We start from the raw sequence: 24515 nt of genomic DNA, 5'->3' as shown, positions 1-24515 counted from the left end.
TGGAGCGTTACGGGAGGGGCGTGAATATCAAAGCATGTTTGCATGAGGCGCTGGGGCACCCCATGCAACACGTAATTGGGACATAGCCTTTCTATTGGGGGATGGCACCCCCACCCTGATCGGTATCTCCTCCGACATCACCGAACTGCACCAGCTCAAGGAGCAGCTGCACCAACAGTCGGTGCGCGATGGCCTCACCGGTCTCTACAACCGCCGTTTCTTTTTCGAGATGTGCGAGAAGAACCTCAGTCTGGACATGCGCCACCACCTCACCTCAGTGCTGATGGTGCTGGATGTGGATCAGTTCAAGTGCATCAACGATCGCTTCGGTCATCCCCTTGGGGATAGCGCGCTGGTGCATCTGGGCAGGGTGATGCAATCGGTGCTGCGCAGCGAAGATGTGCTGGCCCGCATCGGCGGTGACGAGTTTGCCATCTTGCTGCCCAACACCACCCTCTCGGCCGCCGCATCCCTGGCCGAGCGGCTGCGCCTGCAGGTGATGCAAAGCCCACTCCCCCTGCCCGATGGGGATAAGCTGGTCATCACCATCAGCGCCGGACTGGTGGAAAATGGCGAAGGGGAGTTGATGGAGAGCCTCTACGCCCGCGCCGATCAGATGCTCTATCAGGCCAAACAGAGCGGTCGCAACTGCGTATCCTGCAAGGCTCCCTAGCCACACAACGGGAGAGCCAGCAGCCCTCCAGACCCCTTGTATCTCCCTCCTATGAATGGCTGTGCTGGCTCCTTACGAACAGGCTGCTACCCCAGCTGTTTGCGCAGCACAAATTTTTGCACCTTACCGGTGGAGGTTTTCGGCAATGGGGTGAAGATGATCCGCTTGGGCGCCTTGAAGTGAGCCATCTGCTCCCGGCAAAAGGCGATCAACTCCGCCTGGGTAGTCTCTCGCCCCTCTTTCAGTTTCACGAAGGCGCAGGGCACCTCCCCCCACTTCTCATCGGGCATGGCGATCACCGCCGCTTCGTCCACATCGGGATGGCGATAGAGCACATCTTCCACCTCCAGACTGGAGATATTCTCCCCGCCCGAGATGATGATGTCCTTGGATCTGTCCTTGATCTCCACATAACCATCCGGGTGCCATACCGCCAGATCGCCACTTCGAAACCACCCCTCCGCCATCGCCTCGGCGCTGGCCGCCGGATTTTTCAGATAGCCCTTCATCACCACATTACCGCGCAGCACTATCTCCCCCATGGTTTTGCCATCCTTGGCCACCGGCTCGCCACTGACCGGATTGATGACCCGCATCTCCCCCTGCAGAGGCGACGCAACACCCTGCCGCGCCTTGAGGCGCGACAGCGCCGTGGCATCCTGACCTTGCCAGCTTCTTTGCGGTTCGCACAACACGCAGGGGCCATAGGTTTCGGTGAGGCCATAGACGTGGGTCACGGCGATCCCCATCGCCTCCATACCGGCGATCACGGTGGCGGGGGGCGCAGCGCCAGCGGTCATCACCTTGATGGGGTGATCCAGCCCCTGCTTGAGCGCCGGATCGGCATTGTTGAGCATATTGAGCACGATGGGCGCCGCGCAGAAGTGGCTCACCTTGTGCTCGTGCAGCGCCTCATAAATGGCAGCGCCCTGCACATGGCGCAGGCAGACGCTCACCCCGGCGGTGGCCGCTAACGTCCAGGGGAAACACCAGCCGTTGCAGTGAAACATCGGCAATGTCCAGAGATAGACGGGATGTTTGGGCAGCTCCCAGGAGAGTACGTTGTTGATGGCGTTGAGGTGGGCGCCGCGATGGTGATAGACCACCCCCTTGGGGTTGCCGGTGGTGCCAGAGGTGTAGTTAAGGGAGATGGCCTGCCACTCATCCTCTGGCAGCCAGCCAGGCTCATCGCCACTCCCTTGCGCAAGGAACTGTTCATAGTCGAGGTCACTGATAAGCGCCCCCTCCCGGTAGAGGGGATCGTCGATGGCGATAACCAGCGGTTGGCTCTCCAACAGATCCAGCGCCTTGCGCACCACAGGGCCAAACTCCCTGTCCACCAGCACCACCTTGCTCTGGGCATGCTGGAAGATAAAAGCCATCGACTCTGCATCGAGCCGGGTATTGATGGTGTTGAGCACGGCGCCGCTCATGGGCACCCCGAAGTGCGCTTCAAACATCGCCGGGATATTGGGCGCGACGATGGAGACGGTATCCCCCTCCCCGATGCCGCTAAGCCGCAGGGCCGAGGCCAACTGGCGGCAACGGCGGACAGTCTCGCCCCAGCCCTGGCGTAACGGGCCGTGGATCAGCGCCGGATAGTCGGGGTAGACCCGCTCCGCCCGCCCCAAAAAGCTGATGGGGGTCAGGGCCTCGAAATTGGCGGCGGTTTTGGCAAGGTCACGCTCATAGATGTTCTGCACTGTCATCAGGTTCCTTCCTCACAGGTGGCACAAAACGGGCAGTTTCGGGATGATTCAGAGACCAGAAAGCGACATAGGCATCCTGCCCGTCACAGGTCTCTTATGGGGATGACAGCCTAACAGCGAGCCTGCAGCGGCAGGTATTAGCAAAACGTCTTAGAGGAAGAGCGGAAGAGGTATTCGGTGCGAGTACGGGCAAGCGAACAGCCCCCACCAATGGGGGAGGCCTTTCCAAACAGTGATTAGTGGCGAACCCGCCCCTGCTGGCGGAAGCAGTAGAGCTTGAGGCTGATGTCGGCAATATCGGCGGGAAGCTCCTCCCCCTGTTCGGCCAGGGGTCGGTAGAGGGATGAGAGCAGACGTTCGGCCTGCTGCACCGTGATGATGTTGGCCTGGATGGCCGGGGTGATCCAGCTGGGTAACATTGACATATCTCCCCCTCGTTGATCCGGTGATCTAGGGTGAACATCTTCATTTCAGGTCTTACGCAGTTGTCTGCCGACCCGTTCACCCTCTGCTTCACCCAATCAAAGCAAAATGCTTGCCGTGATCTCTTATCGGCCAACATCCGATGGGGCTGGAGCCATTTATCAACCACTTGCGTGGCCATCTCAACGAACAGAGCCCTTGCTCAAGACCTCCCTTGACCTGCCCCCGTCAGCACTTTGCCACTCTGGCATTCTGCTCACCGCCCGCCTTGCAAATTGCGACTCGAATTGCGCCTTATCACACTTGCTAAGTTCACCACACGTCGGAAACCGGTCACTTTTAGTCCATTGTCGCCAAAGCCAGACACTTTTTCTGGTGGCTGTTTTTTGACCTTGCCAGCAGTTGTCGCAGAGCAGCCCCCCTCGCCTTGTCCGGCCAGCCGGTTGTGACAAGATGGCGCCAGATTGGAACAGCCCGTATGGGTATGCAGGAGAACAACAAGATGAACAGATCCATGATGGCAGGTATCGGTATTGGCATCGCCTCGGCCCTGGCACTCTCGGCGGCGGCCAGCGGCTCCCTCTTTACACCCCAGCCCACCTTTGCCGAGGTGATCGCCAGCAAGCCGATCACCGAGACCATCAAGACTCCCCGACAGGAGTGTCGCAACGTCACCGTGACCCATCGCAAGCCAGTACAGGATGAGCACAAGATCCTCGGCACAGTGGTGGGCGCGGCACTGGGTGGCGTGGTTGGCCACCAGTTTGGCGGCGGCAGCGGCAAGAAGGTGGCCACCGCAGCCGGGGCGGTCGCGGGTGGCTACGCCGGTAATCAGGTGCAGGGCAATATGCAGGCGGGCGATACCTACACCACCACCGAGCAGCGCTGCAAAACCGTACAGGATACGAGCGTCAACACCATTGGTTATGACGTGACCTATCGCCTCGCAGGTCAGGAGGGGTTGATCCGGATGAAACAAGCTCCCGGCGCCACCATCCCGGTCAAGGATGGCAAATTGGTGATCGACCAGCCAAAAGTGTGATTTCTCCTGACCCCACTCAGCAGCAGGCCCGCCTCTTTCGAGGCGGGCCTGTGTTTTTGGGCGGCTTGATTTCCTTTTTTCCAACAACGGCACGCACCACTCACGGCACCCGAACTATCACCCCTTGCAGCACTTCTTCACCGCCCGCACCACATTCTGATAACCGGTACAGCGGCAGAGGTTGCCTGACAGCCCGCGGCGGATCTCCGCATCGGTCAGCGGACGGCGCTCGGTCTTGTCGAGCAATGCCGCGCTCGCCATCACGAGGCCCGGGGTGCAAAAACCACACTGCACCGCCCCCTCGTCGATAAAGGCTTGCTGCACGTCGGAGAGCTCGTTGCCTTTGCGCTCCCCCTCTACGGTACGAATGGATTTGCCATCGGCCCAGACAGCCAGATAGAGGCAGCTGTCGATGGCGGTGCCATTCACCCGTACGGTACAGGCGCCACACTCACCGACACTGCACCCCTCTTTCACGCTGATAAGACCCTGCCCGCGCAGGAAGTGGAGCAGCGACATGGTGGGCGACACCGCGTAGGAGTAGGGTTTGCCGTTGATCTCGCACTGGATCGCTACGGCGGGACAGCTTTGCGGTTGCATCATAAAATTTTGCCTCCGGCACGTTCTACTGCGCAGGCAACCACCCGCTGCGCCAGGGTTTTGATAAGGTGCAGGCGAAACTCCTTCTCTGCCCGCCAGGAGGATCGTGGCGCCACATCGGCCACCACCGCCTCGGCAATGGCCGCAAGGGTTGCCCGGGTCAGGGGTTGCCCCTCGGCCGCAGCTTCCGCGTGGGGCGTGCGCACTGGCGTCGGTGCCGCCACCCCATAGGCCAGCCGCAGACTCTTGAAGTGGCCATCCTCAATCTGGCAGTAGGCGGCGCAGCCGATGGTGGCGATATCCATGGCATCGCGCATGGCGTATTTGAAGTAGTGGGAGCCCACATGGGGGTGTGAGTCCGGCGCAAAGTGGAATGCTACCAGGATCTCCGCCGGTTGCAGCGCAACCTTGCCTGGGCCGGTGTGAAAACCGGCGATGGGAATGCGGCGCGTGCCATTGGGCCCGGCAATTTCCAGCTCCGCTTCCAGCGCAACAGTCGGCGCCGCCGAGTCGGCACTGGTGGCGCCGTTGCAGATATTGCCACCATAGGTGGCAACGTTGCGGATCTGCGGCCCGGCGATGGTGGCGGCCGCTTCAGCCAGCATCGGCAGGCGACGCTTTACCAGTTCGTTTTCGATGATCTCGGTAAAGGTGGTGCCAGAGCCGATGCGGATCGACCCATCGGCCAGCTCGCTCACCCCTTTGAGCTCGGGCAAGTCGTGAATATCGACGATATGGCGATAGGCGGCGTTGAGGTGATGGAGCTGGATCATCACATCGGTGCCACCGGCCAGCAGGCGCGCTTGCGGGTCGGCCTGACGCAGGGCGACCGCCTCGGCCACGCTGTGCGCCTTGTAGTAACGGGCAATATCAAACATGGTGTTGCTCCTCCCCTGATCCCTCGGCAATCAAACCCGCCGCGACAAACTCCCGGAACAGGGTCTTGGGGGTGATGGGCAGCTCGTTGATGGCGACCCCGGTCGCCATGCGAATGGCGTTACGGATGGCGGGGCCCGGCGAGATGATAGGCGGTTCCCCCAGAGATTTGTGGCCATAAACCGACTGGGGTTCATAGGTCTGCACGAAGTCGCATTCAAGCTCCGGCAAGTCCAGCATGGTGGGGAACTTGTAATCGAGCAGGTTGGGGTTGCGCACCACGCCGGTTTTGGCGTCGATGATCATCTCCTCGAACAGCGACCAGCCGATCCCCATCCCCATGCCGCCATGCACCTGCCCCTGTGCCAGCTGCGGATTGAGGATCTTGCCGGCATCGTGCAGGTTGATGATGCGATTGATGGTCACCTTGCAGAGATCGATATCGACGCTGAGATCGACAAAGGTGCAGCCAAAACTAGGCGGATTGGTGGTGGTCTTGTGGGAAACTTCCGAGGTGATCTGGCCGCCGATAGTGAGGTGGTAGTAGGCGTTGACCGACACCTCGGCCACGCTGATCAGCACCTTGTCCGGCGCACCGGCCAGCACCACGTAGCCGTCGATCAGGGTCAGCGATCCTACATCCTGATGGCAGAGCTGGGCCGCCAGCGACAAAATGCGCGCCCGCAACTGCAGCGCCGCCTGATGGATGGCGGGGGCCGCCACATAGCTCTGACGCGAGGCGAACGAGCCCGGATCATAGGCGGTGATGTCGGTATCCTGAGTCGAAATGACCCGGATCTGCTCAAACGGAATGCCTAACGTCTGGGCCGCCATCTGGGCAAAGACAGTATCCGACCCCTGCCCTATCTCGGTGGCGCCGATCTGCAGATTGACGGTGCCATCCTGATTGAGCAGCATGCGGGCGCCGGCAATTTCGACCCCCACCGGATAGGTGTTGGAGCCGTAGCTAAAGCACGCCACCCCGATGCCACGGCGCACCCGACTTGCCGGATCCTGCGCCAAGCACTCGGCCTTGAGCCGATCCCACTCGAACATCTCGCGACCACGCAGCAGGCAGTCGGGCAGACCGGCGCTATAGATGGTCTTCTGGTTGACCTGATTGACGTCGCCTTCGCGGGCCACGTTGGCGATACGCACATCGAGCGGGTCTAGCCCGAGTTCGGCGCAAGCGTCATCCAGCATGCATTCGAGGGCAAAAATCACCTGGGGCGCGCCGTAACCGCGCATGGCACCGGCGGTGGGCAGGTTGCTATAGAATGTCTTGGCGTCATAGCCGAAGGCGCTGCGCGGATAGAGGTAGCTGATCTTGTTGCCCCCGGCGCTGGCGATGGAGTGGCCGTGAGAGGCATAGCCGCCGGTGTTAGAGAGCACGTCGAGCTGATAGCCCTTGAGGGTACCGTCGCGGTTGAGGCCCATCTTGCCATCGATGGCAAAACCGTGGCGGGTGCGGGAAGCAAAGAAGCACTCCTCCCGGCTCAAGGTCACCTTGACCGGCACACCACCAAGCTTGTAGCTCAAAAACGCCGCCATCGGTTCTTCCAGCACATCCTGCTTGTTGCCAAAACCGCCGCCCATATAGGGCTTGATCACCCGCACGCTCGACCAGGGCAGGCCGAGGGACTTGGCCACCCGGCTGCGTACTATCTGGGGGATCTGGGTGCTGCTGACGACGATGATGTGGTCCGGTTGATCCATGTAGGCGTAGCAGGTCACCGTCTCCAGATGGCAGTGCTGCACCACCGGCGTCCGGTAGTGCCCCTGAAACTGCAGATCGGCCGCCGCGATGGCATGCTCCGGGTCATTGGCGCGAAGCTGGCTTTGGCGCAGCAGATTGCCACTCGGGTGGATGGGATAGGCACCGTCGGCCAGCGCGCTTTGGGCATCCGTCATCACCGGCAGCGGCTCGTAGGTCACCTTCACCAGGGCGGCAGCCTTCTCGGCCACCAGCGGATCGCGCGCCACCACGATGGCGACCCCATCGCCAAAGTGGCGCACATGCTCGGTGAGCAGACGGCGGTCTTTTACATCCCGCTTGGCCTCATCGAGGGACCAGGCGTGGCCGGCAGTGCGAAAACAGGTGGTGGGGACATCTTCATGGGTGAACACGGCTTCGACCCCGTGCAGCGCCAGCGCCTCGCTGGCGTCGATGGCAAGCACCTTGCCGTGGGCGATATTGCTGCGCACGTACTTGGCGTGGCGCATACCGAGCATGATGTTGTCATCAGTATAACGGGCGCTGCCGGTCACCTTGGCCTCGGCATCCACCCGCTTGAGCGGTAATCCTATGGACATATGCAAGTCCTTTTTCGAATGGAAAAATCTGGAACCGGCATAAAAAACAGCAAGATATGCGCCTGTTTCCCGCCATCGTCAGGTGAAGGGGGAGAAGTGTGAAGGGGATCCCATCTAGCCTGCTTTTGTTGGCTCGCAGCGACAAGCCAAGGGCAGCCCCTGAACAAACGAGGCGCATCAGCGATGAAAAAAGCGGCAGAGCGAGGAGAGCAAGAGTGGGAGCCTATCAATCTGGTAGGAGGATTTATCAAAATGGTATCGAGATGGCCCCTAACTGCGGAGACTGACGAGGCGTGATAGCCAGCGTGGGCGGGCTGAGCGCCGCAAACATAAGCAGATATAAAGAACGCAGGCATAAAAATGGGGCCGCCAGTGCGACCCCAAACGGGCGGGTTATCCCTAAATAGCCCACCCCCCAGCATAAAAGAGCACCAGTGCCAGGGCGATGATCACGGTGCCGACGTTGAGCTTGTGCCACTCCTTCGAGCAGATGCGGCCGATCACCAGGGCACTGAAACCCAGCATGATGCCGGTCACGATGTTGCAGGTGAGCACGATAAAGACGGCGCACACCAACCCGGACATGGCACCGACCGAATCGTTGAAATCGAGCTTGGTAACGTTGCTCAGCATCAAGAGCCCTACATACATCAGGGCCGGTGCGGTGGCATAGGCGGGCACCAGATAGGAGAGCGGCGAGAGGAATAGCATCAGCAGGAACAGGCCGCCAACCACGGTCGCGGTGAGACCGGTTTTTCCCCCTGCCGCCGTGCCCGCTGCCGATTCGATATAGACAGCAGCCGGTGCCGCCCCCACCAGACCGGAGAAGATGCTGCTCACCGAGTCGGCACTCAGCGCCTTGCCGCTGTTGATGATGTGACCATCCTTGTCAAGCAAGTTGGCCTGCCCTGCCACCGCCCGGATGGTGCCGGTGGCATCAAATACCGCCGTCATCACCAGTGCCAGTACGCTCGGCAGCACCAGCGGCGAGAGGGCCCCCATGATATCCAGACTGAAGATCAGGGACTGACCCTGCCCGTCCGAGAGGCTCGGCAGGGCGAACAGCCCCTGATACTTCACCGCAGGATCGAAGATAAGGCCGAAGAGGGAGATGGCGATGATCACCAGCAGGATCCCCCCCGGTACTCTCAGCTTCTCCAGCCCGAAGATCACCGCAAGGCCTATCAGGGACATGATGACCGGCATCGAGGTAAAGGCCCCCAGCGCCACCGGCAGCCCCTCCAGCGGGTTCTTGATCACCAGCCCCACCCCGTTGGCTGCGATAAGCAGCAAGAAGAGACCGATACCGATACCGGTGCCGTGGGCAATGCCCATCGGCAGGTTGTCGAGGATCCAGCTACGCACCCCGGTCACCGAGATGGCGGTAAACAGCACCCCCATCAGGAAAACGGCCCCCAGCGCCACCGGAATGGGGATCTGCTGCCCCAGCACCAGACTGAAGGCGGTAAACGCAGTGAGGGAAATAGCGCAACCGATGGCCATCGGCAACTTGGCCCAGAGCCCCATCAAGAGCGAACCAAGCCCCGCAACCAGACAGGTGGCGACAAACACGGCGCCGGGAGGAAAGCCCGCCTTGCCGAGCATGCTTGGCACCACGATCACCGAGTAGACCATGGCAAGGAAGGTGGTGAGGCCCGCCAGAACCTCCTGTCTGACATTGCTGCCCCGCTCGCTGATCATAAAGTAGCGATCAAGAGCCGTGAGCGGTTGTTGCTTTAGTGCGCTCTGGCTGGCGTCACCATTGGCCAGCTGTTCCACGATGTTTGTCCTGCTGTTTGCTTGGGTCATACCCAACTCCTTCACACGCGCCTGAATGTTCCATGACGAAATGGCGACAGGATCTGCGGGTCTGCCTCGCGCCAGTCTGATGAGAAACAGGCGATGGCGGCAGAGAATGCGACAGACAGACCAGGGTAGGCAGCCTTAACTCAAACGTTTGCCTTGCTGGTCAAAAAAACCGGCCATTTCACGTTCTATGCGGGGATATCCCCTATGGTGCGGCAAGACTGGCGCCCTGTGGGGCACGCCAGCCGCCGTATTCGTTGGGGCTGCGCCGCGGCAGCCCACTCCAGCCCCTACCCCCGTTCATGCACCAGTTGGCCATCCACATAGGTGCGGTAGATGGATCTGTCATCCCCCAGGGTCAACAGCACAAAGAGCTTGTCCCGCAGGGTGGTGGAGTTGTCATAACGCAGCTGCTGCAGCGGGGTGGCGACCGGGTCGAGCACCACAAAGTCCGCCTCCTTGCCCACCGCAAAGCTGCCGATCTTCTCGTCCAGCCCCAGCGAATGGGCGCCGCCCAGGGTGGCCAGATAGAAGGCCTGATAGGCCGAGAGCCGCTCACCCTGCAACTGCATCACCTTGTAGGCCTCGTTAAGGGTCTGCAGCATGTTGAAGGTGGTGCCCGCTCCAATGTCGGTGCCCATCCCCACCTTCACCTGCTTGCACCACGCCTTGTGCAGCTTGAAGAGGCCGCTGCCGAGATAGAGGTTGGAGGTGGGACAAAACGCGATGGTGGAGCCGGTCTCCTTCAGGCAATCCCACTCCTGCTCTTCCAGATGGACGCAATGGGCAAAGACGCAGTTGTGGCCGGTGAGCCCATGCTGGTGATAGACATCGAGATAACCCTTGTGCGCCGGGAAAAGAGATTTGACCCAGGCGATCTCGTCCTTGTTCTCGCACAGATGGGTGTGCAGATAGGTGGTGGGAAACTCTTCGCGCAGTCGCCGCGCCATCGCCAGCTGCTCGGGTGTCGAGGTGGGTGCAAATCGTGGTGTGATGGCATAGAGCAGTCGACCATTGCCGTGCCAGCGCTCGATAAGCTGCTTGCTCTGCACATAGCTGCTCTCGGCGGTATCGAGCAGATAATCGGGCGCATTGCGATCCATCATCACCTTGCCCGCGATCATCCGCATATTGATGCGGCTGGCCGCCTCGAACAGGGCATCCACCGACTCGGGGTGAACGGTGCCGAACACCAGCGCCGTGGTGGTGCCGTTTCGCAGCAACTGCTTGATAAAAAAGGTGGACATCTCGCGGGCATATTCGAGATCGTTGTAGCGCCGCTCGGCCGGGAAGGTGTGGCGGTTGAGCCACTCCAGCAGCTGCTCGCCATAGGCACCCACCATCTCGCTCTGGGGATAGTGAATGTGGGTATCGACAAAGCCAGGCACTATCATCTTGCCGCGGTAATCGCGCACCCGCACCTCGGCCGGAATGCGATCCTTGCCCTCCTCCCACTCACCAAACCAGTCGATGCAGCCGTTGCGAATGATCAGCAGACCATCCTCGATAAGGCGGGCGTTGGACTCAATCTCCTCGGGCTGATCCACCACCCGGGTGATGTCGAAGAAGCTGCCGCGTACCGCTTTGACAGAGTTGTCGTTTTTCATAACCGTTTCCCTGTTTTTTCTTGTTCTGTTGACGTTTTTTGCCGGTTTAACCGTCAGCTCCGTTCCACTTGTGGCGCCACCGCCTGCCCGGGCACTGGCTCGGGTGAACCCTCCCCCTTGCTGGCCAATGGCTGGCCCGCACTGCGGGCGGTAAAGATCACATCCGGCTTGTCGCTCAGCTGGATCACCTCCACCGCCTCGGCATCCCTGACGGCTGCCTTGCGCTTGCGGCTCTGTGGTAACACCAGATTCATGATGATGGCGGTGATGCCGCCGGCACAGATGGGGTTCTCCACCAGCATGTAGATACCCGCCGGCAGCACCTTGAAGACGTTCGGGTCGTAGGAGACGCCGAGCCCCAACCCGAGCGAGGTGGCGACAATCAGGGTCTCCCGCCGATCGAAACCGTGGCTGATGATGATGCGACCACCGGCGATGGCGATCATGGAGAACATGATGACCATGGCGCCCCCCATCACAGGCGACGGTATGGTGGTAAAGAAGCGCCCCACTACGGGGAAGAGCCCCAGCAGCACCAGAATGACGGCAATAAACTTGCCCACATGTCGTGAGGCCACCCCGGTCATCTGGATCACCCCGTTGTTCTGGGCAAAAGTGGTGAGCGGCAAAGAGCCGAGGGCAGAGGCAATGACCGAGACCAACCCATCCGCCAGCACACCGCCGGAGAGCCGTTTTTGAAACTCGGAGCCCTGAATATCCCGCCGGGAGACCATGGCGGTGGCGGTGATGTCCCCCACCGCCTCCAGCACACTCAACAGATAGATGGTGCCCGCCAACATAAAGGCGTGAAAATCGAAGGAGAAACCGTACTTGAACGGGATCGGCACCGTAATAAGCGGCAGGTTCTCAAGGGCGGAGAAATCCACCATGCCGAGCATCAGGGCCACCGCATATCCCACAATCAGGCCGATGGCGATCCCGCTCATGCGAAGCAGCGGGCTTTTGCTGCAGTTGAAGGCGACGATGACGCAGAGCACCAAAAGCCCCAACCCGATGTGCTCGTATTTGCCGAAGGTGCCGCTGCTCATAGCGGAGAAGCCGCCGCCAAAGTCGATGATCCCCACCTTGATAAGGCTCAGGCCAATCATCAGTACCACCACACCGCTCACAGTCGGTGTGATCACCCGCTTGAGGTAGGGCAGCACAAAGGAGGAGCCCATCACCAGAAAGGCGCCGACAAAGGAGACCCCGAGCAGGGTCGAGACGATCAGCTCCTCATGGATGCCATCTTTTTTCATGGCGCCGCCGAGCGCGATCATCACGGTCACGAAGGAGAAGTTGACCGACTGGATGGAGAGCAGCCCAGAACCGATGGGGCCATAACGGTTCACCTGCAACCAGGTGCCGATACCGGAGGCGATCATCGCCATGGAGACCAGATAGGCGGTGATCTCGGTGGAGAGGCCCAAGGCGCCGCCGACGATCAGCGCCGGGGTCACCATGGGGACAAAAATAGCCAGCAGATGGGTCACTGCGCCCATCAGGGTTTGATAAAACGGAGGTTTGTCTTCCAGCTCGTAAATGAGATCCGAGTGCTTGCGTGTTGTTTTAGACATCATGTTTGTCCCATCACACAGAAGGTAGGCGGAGTACTCATTCCGCCGTCAGGCGCTGGGGGCGAGCTGGCGCCCGCCCCTCACCTTTTCTTTTGTTATGCCGACACTTTTTGCTCCAGCTTGCCCAGCTCGCGCAGGATCTGCTCCGGCGTGAAGTGCCACTTGCGCAGCCAGACACCGCAGGCGTCGTGGATGGCGGTGGCGATGGCGGGCGCCGCGCCGTTCACCCCGATCTCCGAGATGGACTTGGCGCCGTAAGGGCCAACCTTGTCGTCACTCGGTACCAGGAAGGCCCGGAAGTCGCGCGGAATGTCGCCAATCTTGGGTGCACCATAGCTCTTGAGATCCCGGGTCAGCGGGATGCCCTTGCCGTCGTAGCAGATCTCCTCAGTCATGGTGTGGCCGATAGCCCGCATGGTCGCCCCGTAGATCTGGCCGAGGGCCAGCTCCGGGTTGATGGGGGTGCCACAGTCGAGCAGGGCGTAGAACTTGTCGAGCCGGATCTCGCCGGTTCTGACGTTGACCGCCACCTCGGCGAAGTTGGCGCCGTACGGGAAGGCAAGATCAGAGGTGATGTAGCTGGCGGTGCCCACCAGAATCCCGAAGCCGGTACCGGTCTCGGCCTTGTGGGCCAGCTTGGCGAGGGTCACCTCCCCCAGCTTGCCGCGTACTATGCCCGGGTGAACCAGCTCTACGTCTTCGACCGGCTCGCCCAGCATGGCGGCGCCGTGGAACAGGATCTTCGCCTTGAGATTCTCGGCCGCCATCTTGGCCGCGTTGCCGGAGAAGCAGGTACCGGACGAGGCGTAGGCTCCCTTGTCGAACAGGGCGTGGTCTGTGTCGCCAGAGATCACATGCACATCGCTGAGCGGGCAACCGAGCACTTCGGCGGTCAGCTTGGCCACCACGGTATCGAGGCCGGTACCGATATCGGCGCCACCGGAGTGGACGATAAAGGTGCCGTCCGATTCCAGTTTGACCATGCAGTTGGCCTGATCGATATCCGGGATCCCCGATTTTTGCATGATGATGGCGACGCCACGACCGATGCGCCAATCCCCGTCAGCGGGTTTGGGGCTGTCCCAGGCGATCAGCTCGCGACCCTGCTTGAGGATGGGCTCGAGGGCGCAACTGGCGGCGTGGGGTACCGAGGTGGGCATCTTGCCCTCGCCGATGGCACCCAGCACCTTGAGGATGTCCCCTTCGTGCACCCGGTTGTGCTCCACCATGTCGAGCTGATCGATACCCAGTTTCTCGGCAAGTTCGGCAATCGCCATGGTCAGGGCAAAGTTGCCCTTGGGCGCACCGTAGCCCTGATAGGCACCGGTCGGACAGATGTTGCTGTAGTAGGTGTTGACGGTAAAGCGCACGTTGTCGCACGGATAGAGCGGCAGGGAGAGCGCCGGTCCGTTGCTCGGCACCGTCAGAGAGTGGTTGCCGTAAGGACCGGTGTTGGCGCGAAAATCCATGTCGATAGCGGTGATGGTGCCATCTTTCTTGGCCCCTACTTTGACCTTCACCTTGGCCACATGGCGGGAGGTGTTGCTGATGAACTCCTCTTCACGGGTGTAGCGGAAAGTGACGGGACGGCCGGTGACCCTGGTCGCCCAAGCGCACACCTCTTCCAGCAGGATATCCTGCTTGGAGCCGAAACCGCCCCCTACCCGCTCCTTGATCACATGCACCTGATGTTGCTTGAGGCCAACGATACGCGCTACCTGACGGCGTACGTGCCAGGGCACCTGGGTAGAGGCGTGAATGACCAGACGATCCCCATCCATGTAGGTGAAGCAGATGTGCGGCTCGGTCGGGCACTGCTGGGCCTGAGTCGATTCGTAGGTGCGCTCGACAATTTCGTCCGCCTCGGCAAACCCTTTGGCCACATCACCGATCTCGCCATGGACGCTGGCAGCCAGGTTCTCGTGCGGACGGGAACCGATGGGGAAGTTGATGATCATGTGCTCGTCGCCACGGCGTACCGAGCAGGCGTTCTGCTGCTCCAGATCCGCAGGCGCGCCAGCCATATAGATGATGGGTTCGTCGTGCACCAGCGGGGCATTTGGGGCCATCGCCTCGTCGATATTCATGACCGCAGGCAGCACCTGATACTCGACGTCGATGAGTTTCAGGGCCGCCAGCGCGACCGCTTCGCTCTCGGCCACCACGGCGGCGACCCGGTCACCGACGTGACGCAGCTTGCGGCTGAACATACGGCGATCGAGCGGTGACGGCTCGGGGGCACTCTGGCCACCCGGGGTGTAAAACACATCCGGGCAGTTGAGATAGGTAATGACGTGCACCACACCCGGCATGGCTTCGGCGCGGCTCACATCGAGTTTGGTGATCACCGCATGGGGATGGGGACTGCGCAGCATCTTGATGATCAGCGCATCGTCGGTGACTCGGTCTTCCACGTAGCAGGGCTTGGCCTGCACCATCTTGGCTGCGTCCACTTTCGGGCAGCTCTTGCCGATGTGGCGCAAGTCGTCACGAAACTCGGGGGCAATCTGGCACAGGTAATCCGGGTCCTTCATCCGCGAGCAGGCAAGCTCGATGGCCTGATAGAACTGCTGGTAACCGCCATCGCGGTGGAACAAGCCCGAGAGGGCATCGTCGATTTGATCACGAGTGGGCTCGGGATGGCGATCAAGCAGGTCGGTGACGATGAGCGCGGCGGCCGGATCGTTGTAACCGGACTGCACCACCCCCACATCCACCATCGCCTGCTGCACCAGACTGAGCTGGTTCCAGCTGCCGAGCGACTCGGCGGTGCGCACCTGCGCCCCCTCCAGTTGTGCGGCGATCAGCAGGGAAGCGTTGATCACCTTGCCGTTAAAGAAGATGGCGTCGGAGCCGGCGAAACCAAAGCCGTCGTCGCTGTTGCGCACCGAGTGCATCCGGCACTGATTGAACAGTACACGCTGGGCATTGTCACCAGCCTTGCAGATGACGGTTCGCAGGGCACCGTTCAGGGTAAAGTTGAGTTCCATCATGCTTGCACCTCCTGCTGCTGGCAATCCACCAGCAGATCCGCCACGACCACACCGCTGATATACCGCTTGTAACTCACGCTGCCCGCCAGATCCTCACGGGGCGAAATCAGCTCGCTCACGGCGGCCTCCAGCGCGGCATCGTGCAGTTCGCGGCGCTCCACATCCCGCAAACGCATCAGCTGCGGGGTGACGCCAGCGACAGCCACCCGCATCTCGCCAATGCTGTCGAGGGCTACGGCGGCGGTCATCACCGCCAGGCCATCGGCGTTGCGGCTGATGCGGCGAGTCGCGCAGCGCAGCGCGGGCTCAGGCAGCACAACACCCAGTACCAGCTCCTTGCGCTGGCCGGCCAGATAGGTATCGATGGGTTGCAGCTGGTTGTTCTCCAGCACCACGACCGCTTCGAGTACCAGCAGCACCGGCAGCAGCGGGGAGTCCTGCTGCTGGCAGGCAATTTCGCCGCCGAGGGTGGCCTGATTGCGCACATGGCGGGAGTAGACAAACCCCAGCGCCTCACAGAGGGCGGCCGGAGTACGGGGGTCATCTTTGAGGGTCTGCAGGGTGACGGTGGCGCCGATATGGAGCTGGCCGTGCTGCTGCTCAATCTGGCCAAGCCCCAGCTTGTCCAGCGAGATGGCGACCTTCTTGTCGGTGTGGGTCGGAGCGGCGTTCAGCTTGCTGCCGCCCCCCATGTAGACGGCGTCGTTGCCGAAGCTGGCCTTGAGTTCCAAAGCCTGACCCAGGTGTTCGGGTCGGAAGAATTGCTCAATCATGTGTTGTCCTTACTCTTGCTGCCCGCCGCCGAGGGTGATCCACAGGGCGGGCAATCCGGTCCAAAACTGCGGAAGGTGGCCTTAGGCCAGCTGATCCATCCGTTGCCACAGGCGGCTCGCCACCTTGCTGGCCTGCTCATAAAGGGGCGCGACATCGAACGGGAACTCGCGATCCTGATAGACCATGCGCCCCTCCACCATCACGCTGTTGACCGAGGATGAGCCCATGCCAAAGGCGAGATGGCCACCGAGGTTGCGCGGCGCCAGCGGGGTCGGTGCGTCGTAGTCGCAGATGGTGAGGTCGGCCTTGTAGCCGGGCTCCAGCCGGCCAAATTTGGCGCCAAAGTTGCGCTCCAGCAGGGTGTTGCCGTTCCAGAGGAAGCGGGCAAAGCTGTCGGGCCACAGCGCGCCACCGGCATCCTTGTGTTTGAAGTAGGCGAACTTGAGCTCTTCGAACATGTCGGAGCCGATGCCATCGGTGCCGAGCGCCAGATTGCGATACTCCGGCAGGTGCATGTTGTAGCCCACGTGGTTGTTCATGTTGGAGCGGGCGTTGTGCACCAGGAAGGCATCGCGGCTGTTGAGCAGCTCGACATCCGAGGGGCTCAGGTAAATGCCGTGGGCCACCAGGGATTTGCTGTCGATAAGGCCAAACTCGTCCAGCCGGGCGATGGGCTCCTTGCCATAGTGGTGGTGACCGTGAGCCATGTCGTAGCGGTCTTCCGCCACATGGATATGCAGACCGCGACCGGTGACCTGCACCGCTTCGCGCAGCATGGCCAGCCCCTCATCGGGCACGGTAAAGGGGGCGTGGGCACCGATATGGGCTTCCACCAGATAGGGTTCGTTCCCCTTGGCCTTGGCGGCATCGATCTGTTGGGCGAACAGGATGTTCTCCTCCACCCCGGCCTGCAGCTCGGCGAGGCCGCCGTTGCGATCCGTGGTCTCGAAGCAGGTCATGCCGCGCAGACCCGCCTCCACAAACCCTTTGCGCAATACATTCAGGGAACCCTTGATGAAGTTGGGCGAAGCGTGGTGGTCGATCACCGCGCTGCAGCCGCTCTTGATCGCTTCCAGCGAGCAGATGAGGCCGCTGTAGTAGAGGGACTCTTCATCGAGCGCCCGATCGAGCCGCCACCAGAGGTTTTTCAGGGTGGAGATAAAGTCCGGACAGGGGGCGATATTGGCCATGATCCCCCGCGACAGGCCGGAGTAGAAGTGGTTGTGGGCACAGACGATGCCCGGCATCACCAGCTTGCCCCCCATCTCCCGATAGTTGGCCTCCGGGTAGAGGGCCCGCAGATTGGGCCCCACCGCTTTGATAAGCGATCCTTCGATGGCGATATCCACCCCTTCCAGTACCCGGGTCGGCTCCAGCTGGACGGCGGTGACGTTTTTCAGAATAAACATGGTGTGCTCCTTCGCTTATTCGTTATTCGCTCAGGCCTCGACGGCCCCCAGCAGGTAGTGATGATGAGCGTGGACATGGCTGATGATGCGGCACATGTCAGCGAGCGCCTCGGGGGCATCCTTGATACGGCTCTGGGCATCGATAGTGAAACGGTAGGTCTCACCACCCTGACGCACCCGCAGCTCACCCCCATCCGCCAGATAGAAACCGGGGTTGCGACTGTTGTCGAAGTCCTGTGGCAGGCTGAAGATGGTGACCTTGTCCTGATAGGGCTTGCCCTGCCACGGGCAGAACTGGGCGCAGTTGCCGCACTCGTTGCAGTAGGCATCCAGGTGCAGGGTCTGGAACTGATCCTTGAAGCCCGGCACCGCGATGGCGACGTTGGCCCGGTTGGGACAGACATCCACACACTTGCTGCAGAGGTAGTTGCACTCGAGGCAACGGTGCGCCTCTTGCGCCACGAAGGCATCGCGTTCGCCCTTGTCGACCATGGTGACGGCGATGCTCCCCTTGCGGCGGTAGATCTCCTCTTTGCCCGACGGCTGGATTGACACCTCGATCTCTCTGCCAGCGATATGCTCGCGAGAGAGCACCAGATCCGCGGCGCGGCGAGCACCACCGATGGCACCGACGATGGAGGACGGGCCGCTCTGTACGTCACCGATGAGGAAGACGTTGCGACGGCTGGTTTCGCCGCTCTGGCTATCCACATCCGGCCAGCCATCGCTGCCAAGAGGAATGCCCATCGCCTTGAGCACTTCGCAGTCAGGCTGTTCGCCGATGGCGGTGATCAGCGCATCCATCTGCATCACTTCGGTCTGCTCGGTGGGCACCGGACGGCGGCGGCCCTGCTCGTCAGGATCCCCCAACGCCATCATTCGCACGGTGAGCTTGCCATCTTTCTCAAAGCGCTCCGGATTGGTGAGGAAGCAGAAACGCACTCCATCCTCCACCGCTTCCAGATACTCCTCACGATAGGCGGGCATCTCTTTTTCGCTGCGGCGGTAGATCACGGTGACATCGCTGACACCGGGTACCTTGAGGGCAGCGCGTGCACAGTCCATGGCGGTGTTGCCGGCACCGATCACCGCCACATGGCGGCCCAGCGGCAGCGGTTTGCCCTGATTGAAGCTGCGCAGGAAGTTGAATGACTTGTAGACCCGATCATGCTCCCCTTCGAGGCGCATGCCGCCATTCTTGTCGGCGCCGATGCCGACGAATACATAGGTAAAGCCCTGAGCGTGCAGCTTGTCGACGGTGAGCGCCGGATCGCAGCCAAACTCGAACTTGACCCCGTGGGCGGCAACAAAGTCGATGTCATGCTGGATAAGCTCGGCCGGAATGCGGAACTCGGGGATGATGTGCTTGACCACGCCACCGGCATCCGCTTCGCGCTCGAACACGGTGACCGGATGACCGGCGCGGGCCAGGAAGTAACCGGCGGAGAGACCGGCCGGACCAGCACCAATCACCGCCACCGGGTGCTTGTCACCACTGCCTGCCGGTTTATGCCAGCGCGCCTTGTACCCTTCCCAGCCACGCTCGAGGGCTACCTTTTTCAGCTCGCGGATATTGAGCGGGCTGTCGTAATCGAGACGGGTACAGTTGTACTGGCACTGGTGATCGCAGATATGGCCGGTGATGGCGGGCAAGGCGTTGCGTTGATAAATCAGCTCAAGGGCTGCCACATACTCCCCCTCGCCCATCAGGCTAATGTACTCGGGGATATCCTGATGCACGGCGCAAGCGGTGACGCAGGGTGCCACGTAGCAGTCGGTCAGCGGCAAGCCGCCCCCCACTTCGATGCGATCGTCGGACTTCCACTCCTTCTGGGTGTAATCCATGGTGAGGGCCTTGGCGGCAAGCCGCTCCAGCTTAGCCACATCCACCTGACTCATGCCCCAACTGTCGGAGGCGTCGATCTCTTTAAGGCACTCGATCTGGCGCAGATAGCCACCCGGTTTCAGCAGGTCGGTGGCCATGGTGATGGGACGAATACCGGTCTCGAAGATCTCGGCGATGTTGAACTTGCTGGCACCGCCCGAGTAGGAGATGGGCAGCTTGCCATCGAAGGCGCGGGACAGCACGGCGGCCACGTTGATGGAGAGCGGGAACAGCGCCCGGCCGGACATGTACATCTCATCACCGGGCAGTGCGCCTTTGCGGTTGATGGTACCGAGGGTGTTGGTCAACTTGACCCCGAAGGTGAGCCCCTTCTCGGCCCCCAGCGCCATCAGGCGAACCAGCATCCCTTTGGCCTGATCCAGCTTGAGGTCGTGATCGAACGACTCTTCGCTCAGACCAATGTAATCAAAGCCACAGGTATCGAGGATCTCGCGCACCCGCGGGTAGCCCAGCAGGGTCGGGTTGAGTTTTACGAAGGTGTTGAGCCCCTTCTCTTCCAGCATGTAGCGGCAGATGGCCTCAATTTCGTTGGGCGGGCAGCCGTGCATGGTGGAGAGGGTGACGCCGTGCACCAAATTGGCCGGGATACGATCTACCAGCTGTTGCAGGCGATCGCGACGCGCCCCCAGTCCCAGCTCGGCGATAAACTGCTCGTCGGCCACCAGCTCGCGCAATACCTGCTGGTACTCGGCAAATTTCGGACTTTGGCTTGCATCCATCAGGCTGTGGATAAACTGCTGCATCGGTGGCTGTTTGATGCCATCGAGGTTGTAACCCACGCTCATGTTGAAGATGAAGGACTTGGCCTCTCCGTCGAGGCGCGGGTCGAACACCTCTTCCAGCAAGTAGAGGGCAAACCAGGCCTTCAGATACTCGTCAAACGCCTTGGGCAGGGTGAACTCGGTGGACCACTCGGTGTTGAAGCACTCGTCTTCGGCATCGATGCAGGGCTTTGCCAGTTCGAGACGGTCCAGGATCTGCACCGTCTTGAGCTCGATAAAGCGCCCGCCGGTCAGCCAGGAGGTGACGATATTCTGGGCCAGCTGGGTATGGGGGCCCGCCGCCGGCCCGATGGGGGTTTCGCAGGTTTCACCGAACACCTTGGTCTTGCGCTCGTCCTGCTTGCGATAGAATTGCGCGGCGGGAATACCGAAAATGCTCTGACTCTCTTTATATTCCGCGAAAATACGGGTCAGAAGGTTCTTGAACGGAACGGGTCGCATAATATCGCCCATGGCAATCTCCTTGCAGCTGTTCTGCCCATTGGCAGCATGAATAAATGGGGTATCCCGCACGGGCTTTACCCCTTGGCAAGGAGAGGAGCAACTATCAGGCCACTACCGCAACAAAACTAGCTACAAAACTATTTTTCAGGGTAAAAGCGTGAGGTAGCTCCAATTAATGAGGGGAATTGGCGATGTCACCATTATGGGCGTTGCGAGTAGTTATCAATCACTCTGAAATTTACTTGTTGAGCTGATTAAAAAGAACTCACCCTATCAACTCAGGCGCGATAAATATCACTTTGATACGCTATTTATCTCCCCGTTATCTTTTTAAAAAAGCTTATTTCGTGCGCATTGTCTCATTTTCCAGCACGCCCCCCCAACAGCGCCTGATAACGCTCCGGGGTATCCACATCAAACAGGATGGCGGGGCTGTCGACCGGCACCAGACGGTGCGGATACCCTTGCAACCAGCGCCGCACCGACTGCTGCACCGGGGCCGCGGCCAGCTCACGGGCAAGGGATTTTGGCAGCAACACCGGATGGCCCGCCTCCCCCTTCCAGCAGGGAAAGAGCGCCTCCCGGCCCCGTTCCTGCCAGAGCTGCTGATAGACGCCGCGCGGGATACAGGGGAGATCACCGTGGCTGATAAAGAGGTAGTCTGCATCACTGGCCGCCAGGGCACAGCGGATCGAGCTGCCCAGCCCCTGCCGATAGTCGGGGTTGTGGACGACAACAATATCTGGCCGTAACCCGTAGCGAGCTTCAAGCTCCTCGCCACGATGGCCCACCACCAGAATAACCCGCTGACAAAATGCCAGGGCATTTTTGAGACTTGCATCAAGCATTGTCCCCTGGCAATAAGGTAGCATCATTTTCCAGGTACCCATTCGGGAAGATAAACCCGCCGCCGTTATTATACAGTCACACTGCACTTGTTCCTGGCAACGTTGTTTCCCACTCTCTTCGATATTTATTTTGGTCGTCATTATGTCGCTACCACACGCTGTTGCTGTCGCATTTCCAGATATAGATCCGCTATTAAACCCGCTCACCAAAAATATTGATAGCCATACCACCTTAATTAGCCTTTGCGGAGCCGGTGGAAAAACCAGCACCCTGTTCTGGCTGGCGGAATATTTTTATAAACAGGGTAAAAGGGTGCTAATTACCACCACCACCCGGATGTTTCTGCCTGCCCCGTCACACTATCGGGAATTGATCCTGGAAGCCGATCCCGTCCGCCAGCTGACCCGCTGTCAGCAACTACCCGATGAACCGACCCTGGTCGCCCTGTTCAGCCATATCGATCAGGCCAGCGGCAAGGTGGCGGGTCCAACGCCTCAACAAGTTGATCTTATCAAGGGGCAGCAGCGCTTCGATCTCATCCTGGTCGAGGCGGATGGAGCCAATCACAAGTTATTGAAAGTGCCCGCTTTGCACGAACCTTGCATTCCCCAGAGCAGTGATTGGGTGATCGCCCTGACGGGCGGCGCCATGGTGGGGGCCAAGGCCGACCCGCAGCAGATCCACCGCTGGGCCGAACTTCAGGTCCTGTGCGGGATAGAGGCCGGTGACCCGCTCGATTGGGCGCTGTTTCACCGGCTCCTCTCTCACCCCCAGGGGGTGTTCAAGGGCACCCCGGCCAGGGCGCGCCGGATCTGGTTTATCAATGGCGATTATCAAAATGAGGCGTTATGGCAGCCGCAATTGATAAACCTGCTGGCCCGGCACCCCGAGCTCCACGCCATCTGGCAGGGAGCGGTACGCGAGCATCAGCCCATTCGCCACGCACTCGGCCACTTCGCTTCGGATGAGGCACAGCCGCCTCGCCCATGATGGTTTAAGGATAAGAAGAGGTACCTTATGAATCTATTTTCACACGCAGCCCGGCTGGAACAGGCCAATACCCCGTTCGCCATTGCCCAGATCATCGAGAGCCGTGGCTCCACACCCCGCCATCAGGCCCAGATGCTGGTGATGGCCGATGGCCAGATCCTCGGCACCATCGGCGGCGGCATGATTGAACGGCTGGTGATCGACGAGGCCGTGGCGGCCATTGCCGAGCGCAAGCCACGCATCTTCCATGGCCGGATGGCCCGCAACGGCGAGCATGCGGTGGGGTCGGATTGCGGCGGCGCCATGTCGGTCTATATCGATGTCTACGGCCTGCGCCCCCGGCTGGTATTAATCGGCGCCGGTCACGTCAACCGGGCGCTGGCCCATGCGGCGGCGCCGCTGGGCTTTGATATCCATGTCGGCGACTGTTTTGAAGGGAGCCTCAACCCCGATCACTTCCCCGCGGGAACCCATCTCAAGCAAGCCGATACCATCAGCGCGGTGATCGAGGCGCTGGCCATCGAGCCCGCCAACTTCGTTATCATCGCCACCAACCATCAGGACAAGGAGGCGCTGGATCGGCTGATCAGCCGTCCCCTCGCCTATCTGGGGCTGCTCGCCAGCAAGCGCAAGGTGCAGACCTTCACCCAGGCCCTGCGCCAGCAAGGGGTGAGCCAGACCCAACTGCAGCAGTTGCACGCCCCCATCGGCTACAACATCGGCGCCGAGACCCCCGAGGAGATCGCCATCAGCATTCTCGCCGAGTTGTTGCAGGTGAAGAACGGCAAGGCAGGCGGCCTGATGCAGGATGATGTGCGCCTCAAGCGGGATCAACTGGTGGTGATGCGCGGCTCCGGCGATATCGCCACCGGGGTGGCACTGCGCCTGCACAATGCCGGCTTCAAGGTGGTGATGCTGGATCTCGACAAACCGACGGTGATCCGCCGTACCGTTGCCTTCGCCCAAGGGATGTTCGACGGTGAGACCAGCGTCGAAGGGGTGCGTGCCAAGCGGGTCGAGAGCGTCGAACAGGCGTTCGAGCAACTGGATCGGGGCGTCATTCCGCTACTGGTTGACCCCGACTGTGCCACCCTCGCCGAGCTCAAGCCCCGCTATCTGGTAGATGCCATCCTCGCCAAGCAGAATCTCGGCACCCACAAGGAGATGGCCCCCATTACGGTGGCCCTTGGCCCGGGCTTTGAGGCGGGGCGTGACTGCGATGCGGTGATCGAGACCAACCGCGGCCACCATCTGGGGCGGGTCATCTATCAGGGCCCCGCCCAGCCCAACACCGGCATTCCCGGTGTCATCGAGGGGCACTCCGCCCGCCGGGTGGTACGTGCCCCCGCCGCCGGGGTGATGAAGAGCCTGATCCAGCTCGGCGATCTGGTGCAGGAAGGAGACGTGATCGCCCACGTGGGGGACGCCCCCATCATAGCGCCGCTCTCCGGCATGGTACGGGGATTGCTCAGCAATGGCATCGAGGTGACCGTCGGCTTCAAGATTGGTGACATCGACCCCAGAGGCGAGCGCGCCGATGCTACCACCGTCTCTGACAAGGCCCGCGCTATCGGCGGCGCCGTATTGGAGGCCATGATGCATCTTGCCAAACGCCGATAACGGCTCTGCGCATCCCCCCTCAGCACCAAACAAAAGGCTATGTCCCAATTACGTGTTGAAAGGCTAAGCTTGAAGTAGGCCATCACCTTGAGGTCTACCATCATGGATACCCCAGCCTTTCA

The 24515-nt window shown here is 60.9% G+C and carries 17 protein-coding genes; 4 read left to right on the top strand and 13 right to left on the bottom strand.

Annotation, left to right across the window (positions count from 1 at the left end):
- Positions 1–94: 94 nt before the first annotated feature.
- The gene (locus tag ACW5W8_RS20425) at positions 95–673 is read left to right on the top strand and encodes a GGDEF domain-containing protein (protein WP_498629973.1); all 579 of its coding nucleotides are present in this window, start codon (positions 95–97) and stop codon (positions 671–673) included.
- A gap of 86 nt (positions 674–759) precedes the next feature.
- On the opposite strand, the gene ACW5W8_RS20420 is transcribed toward ACW5W8_RS20425, so the two are convergent.
- Together ACW5W8_RS20420 and ACW5W8_RS20415 are read right to left on the bottom strand one after the other, a co-directional pair.
- A complete protein-coding gene (locus tag ACW5W8_RS20420) occupies positions 760–2382 on the bottom strand; it encodes an acyl-CoA synthetase (protein ID WP_498629971.1) in 1623 nt (540 codons plus the stop codon).
- Positions 2383–2618: 236 nt separating this feature from the next.
- Positions 2619–2807, bottom strand: coding sequence for a hypothetical protein (locus ACW5W8_RS20415; RefSeq protein WP_005345660.1), 189 nt, complete (start codon positions 2805–2807; stop codon positions 2619–2621).
- A gap of 500 nt (positions 2808–3307) precedes the next feature.
- Here ACW5W8_RS20415 and ACW5W8_RS20410 point away from each other — a divergent pair, with 500 nt between their 5' ends.
- The gene (locus tag ACW5W8_RS20410; protein WP_498629969.1) at positions 3308–3847 is read left to right on the top strand and encodes a glycine zipper 2TM domain-containing protein; all 540 of its coding nucleotides are present in this window, start codon (positions 3308–3310) and stop codon (positions 3845–3847) included.
- Positions 3848–3964: 117 nt separating this feature from the next.
- Here ACW5W8_RS20410 and xdhC read toward each other — a convergent pair whose 3' ends face one another.
- The 11 genes from xdhC to ACW5W8_RS20355 form a co-directional block, all read right to left on the bottom strand.
- Entirely contained in the window at positions 3965–4450 is a 486-nt protein-coding gene (gene xdhC, locus ACW5W8_RS20405) for a xanthine dehydrogenase iron sulfur-binding subunit XdhC (RefSeq protein ID WP_498629967.1), read from the bottom strand.
- Positions 4447–5325, bottom strand: a complete 879-nt coding sequence (gene xdhB, locus ACW5W8_RS20400; RefSeq protein ID WP_498629965.1) for a xanthine dehydrogenase FAD-binding subunit XdhB — start codon at positions 5323–5325, stop codon at positions 4447–4449. The genes xdhC and xdhB overlap by 4 nt, the downstream gene beginning before the upstream one ends.
- Complete coding sequence (gene xdhA / locus ACW5W8_RS20395; RefSeq protein ID WP_498629963.1) at positions 5318–7636, bottom strand: xanthine dehydrogenase molybdenum-binding subunit XdhA; 2319 nt, start codon at positions 7634–7636, stop codon at positions 5318–5320. The genes xdhB and xdhA overlap by 8 nt, the downstream gene beginning before the upstream one ends.
- Positions 7637–8035: 399 nt before the next feature.
- The gene (locus ACW5W8_RS20390; protein WP_431361500.1) at positions 8036–9337 is read right to left on the bottom strand and encodes an NCS2 family permease; all 1302 of its coding nucleotides are present in this window, start codon (positions 9335–9337) and stop codon (positions 8036–8038) included.
- 395 nt (positions 9338–9732) lie between these two features.
- Positions 9733–11049 carry a guanine deaminase gene (gene guaD / locus ACW5W8_RS20385; RefSeq protein WP_498629961.1) on the bottom strand — a complete coding sequence of 439 codons (1317 nt, stop codon included), beginning with the start codon at positions 11047–11049 and terminating at the stop codon, positions 9733–9735.
- Between the two features lie 53 nt (positions 11050–11102).
- Positions 11103–12626 carry a nucleobase:cation symporter-2 family protein gene (locus tag ACW5W8_RS20380; RefSeq protein WP_498629977.1) on the bottom strand — a complete coding sequence of 508 codons (1524 nt, stop codon included), beginning with the start codon at positions 12624–12626 and terminating at the stop codon, positions 11103–11105.
- Between the two features lie 95 nt (positions 12627–12721).
- Positions 12722–15619 (bottom strand): molybdopterin-dependent oxidoreductase Mo/Fe-S-binding subunit, encoded by a 2898-nt coding sequence (locus tag ACW5W8_RS20375; RefSeq protein ID WP_498629959.1) that lies wholly within the window; start codon positions 15617–15619, stop codon positions 12722–12724.
- The gene (ygfM, locus tag ACW5W8_RS20370) at positions 15616–16392 is read right to left on the bottom strand and encodes a molybdopterin-dependent oxidoreductase FAD-binding subunit (protein ID WP_498629957.1); all 777 of its coding nucleotides are present in this window, start codon (positions 16390–16392) and stop codon (positions 15616–15618) included. Before ygfM ends, ACW5W8_RS20375 begins: the two co-directional genes overlap by 4 nt.
- A gap of 81 nt (positions 16393–16473) precedes the next feature.
- Positions 16474–17802, bottom strand: a complete 1329-nt coding sequence (ssnA, locus tag ACW5W8_RS20365; RefSeq protein WP_498629955.1) for a putative aminohydrolase SsnA — start codon at positions 17800–17802, stop codon at positions 16474–16476.
- 30 nt (positions 17803–17832) lie between these two features.
- Positions 17833–20943: a putative selenate reductase subunit YgfK gene (gene ygfK, locus ACW5W8_RS20360; RefSeq protein ID WP_498629953.1), complete on the bottom strand. Its 3111-nt coding sequence runs from the start codon at positions 20941–20943 to the stop codon at positions 17833–17835.
- Positions 20944–21293: 350 nt separating this feature from the next.
- Positions 21294–21806: an NTP transferase domain-containing protein gene (locus ACW5W8_RS20355; RefSeq protein ID WP_498629976.1), complete on the bottom strand. Its 513-nt coding sequence runs from the start codon at positions 21804–21806 to the stop codon at positions 21294–21296.
- A gap of 118 nt (positions 21807–21924) precedes the next feature.
- Between ACW5W8_RS20355 and yqeC the strand changes: the two genes are divergently transcribed.
- Both yqeC and yqeB read left to right on the top strand, forming a co-directional pair.
- Positions 21925–22773, top strand: a complete 849-nt coding sequence (gene yqeC / locus ACW5W8_RS20350; protein ID WP_498629975.1) for a selenium cofactor biosynthesis protein YqeC — start codon at positions 21925–21927, stop codon at positions 22771–22773.
- Positions 22774–22800: 27 nt separating this feature from the next.
- On the top strand, positions 22801–24393 hold the full coding sequence (gene yqeB, locus ACW5W8_RS20345; RefSeq protein WP_498629951.1) for a selenium-dependent molybdenum cofactor biosynthesis protein YqeB: 1593 nt from the start codon (positions 22801–22803) through the stop codon (positions 24391–24393).
- Positions 24394–24515: the final 122 nt, after the last annotated feature.

It is taken from the genome of Aeromonas aquatilis, from assembly GCF_054052405.1.
Note: the sequence above shows the minus strand (reverse complement) of the source record. Positions and strands in the feature narration are given on the sequence as shown.

Excerpts from the sequence above, each read along its gene's own strand:
- ACW5W8_RS20375 (WP_498629959.1), bottom strand. The coding sequence starts at position 15,619 with ATGATGGAACTCAACTTTACCCTGAACGGTGCCCTGCGAACCGTCATC.
- yqeC (WP_498629975.1), top strand. The coding sequence starts at position 21,925 with ATGTCGCTACCACACGCTGTTGCTGTCGCATTTCCAGATATAGATCCG.
- ACW5W8_RS20420 (WP_498629971.1), bottom strand. The coding sequence starts at position 2,382 with ATGACAGTGCAGAACATCTATGAGCGTGACCTTGCCAAAACCGCCGCC.
- xdhC (WP_498629967.1), bottom strand. The coding sequence starts at position 4,450 with ATGATGCAACCGCAAAGCTGTCCCGCCGTAGCGATCCAGTGCGAGATC.
- ssnA (WP_498629955.1), bottom strand. The coding sequence starts at position 17,802 with ATGTTTATTCTGAAAAACGTCACCGCCGTCCAGCTGGAGCCGACCCGG.
- yqeB (WP_498629951.1), top strand. The coding sequence starts at position 22,801 with ATGAATCTATTTTCACACGCAGCCCGGCTGGAACAGGCCAATACCCCG.
- ACW5W8_RS20390 (WP_431361500.1), bottom strand. The coding sequence starts at position 9,337 with ATGATCAGCGAGCGGGGCAGCAATGTCAGACAGGAGGTTCTGGCGGGC.
- ACW5W8_RS20415 (WP_005345660.1), bottom strand. The coding sequence starts at position 2,807 with ATGTCAATGTTACCCAGCTGGATCACCCCGGCCATCCAGGCCAACATC.
- ygfK (WP_498629953.1), bottom strand. The coding sequence starts at position 20,943 with ATGGGCGATATTATGCGACCCGTTCCGTTCAAGAACCTTCTGACCCGT.
- xdhA (WP_498629963.1), bottom strand. The coding sequence starts at position 7,636 with ATGTCCATAGGATTACCGCTCAAGCGGGTGGATGCCGAGGCCAAGGTG.
- ACW5W8_RS20355 (WP_498629976.1), bottom strand. The coding sequence starts at position 21,806 with ATGCTACCTTATTGCCAGGGGACAATGCTTGATGCAAGTCTCAAAAAT.
- ACW5W8_RS20410 (WP_498629969.1), top strand. The coding sequence starts at position 3,308 with ATGAACAGATCCATGATGGCAGGTATCGGTATTGGCATCGCCTCGGCC.
- ygfM (WP_498629957.1), bottom strand. The coding sequence starts at position 16,392 with ATGATTGAGCAATTCTTCCGACCCGAACACCTGGGTCAGGCTTTGGAA.
- xdhB (WP_498629965.1), bottom strand. The coding sequence starts at position 5,325 with ATGTTTGATATTGCCCGTTACTACAAGGCGCACAGCGTGGCCGAGGCG.
- guaD (WP_498629961.1), bottom strand. The coding sequence starts at position 11,049 with ATGAAAAACGACAACTCTGTCAAAGCGGTACGCGGCAGCTTCTTCGAC.
- ACW5W8_RS20380 (WP_498629977.1), bottom strand. The coding sequence starts at position 12,626 with ATGTCTAAAACAACACGCAAGCACTCGGATCTCATTTACGAGCTGGAA.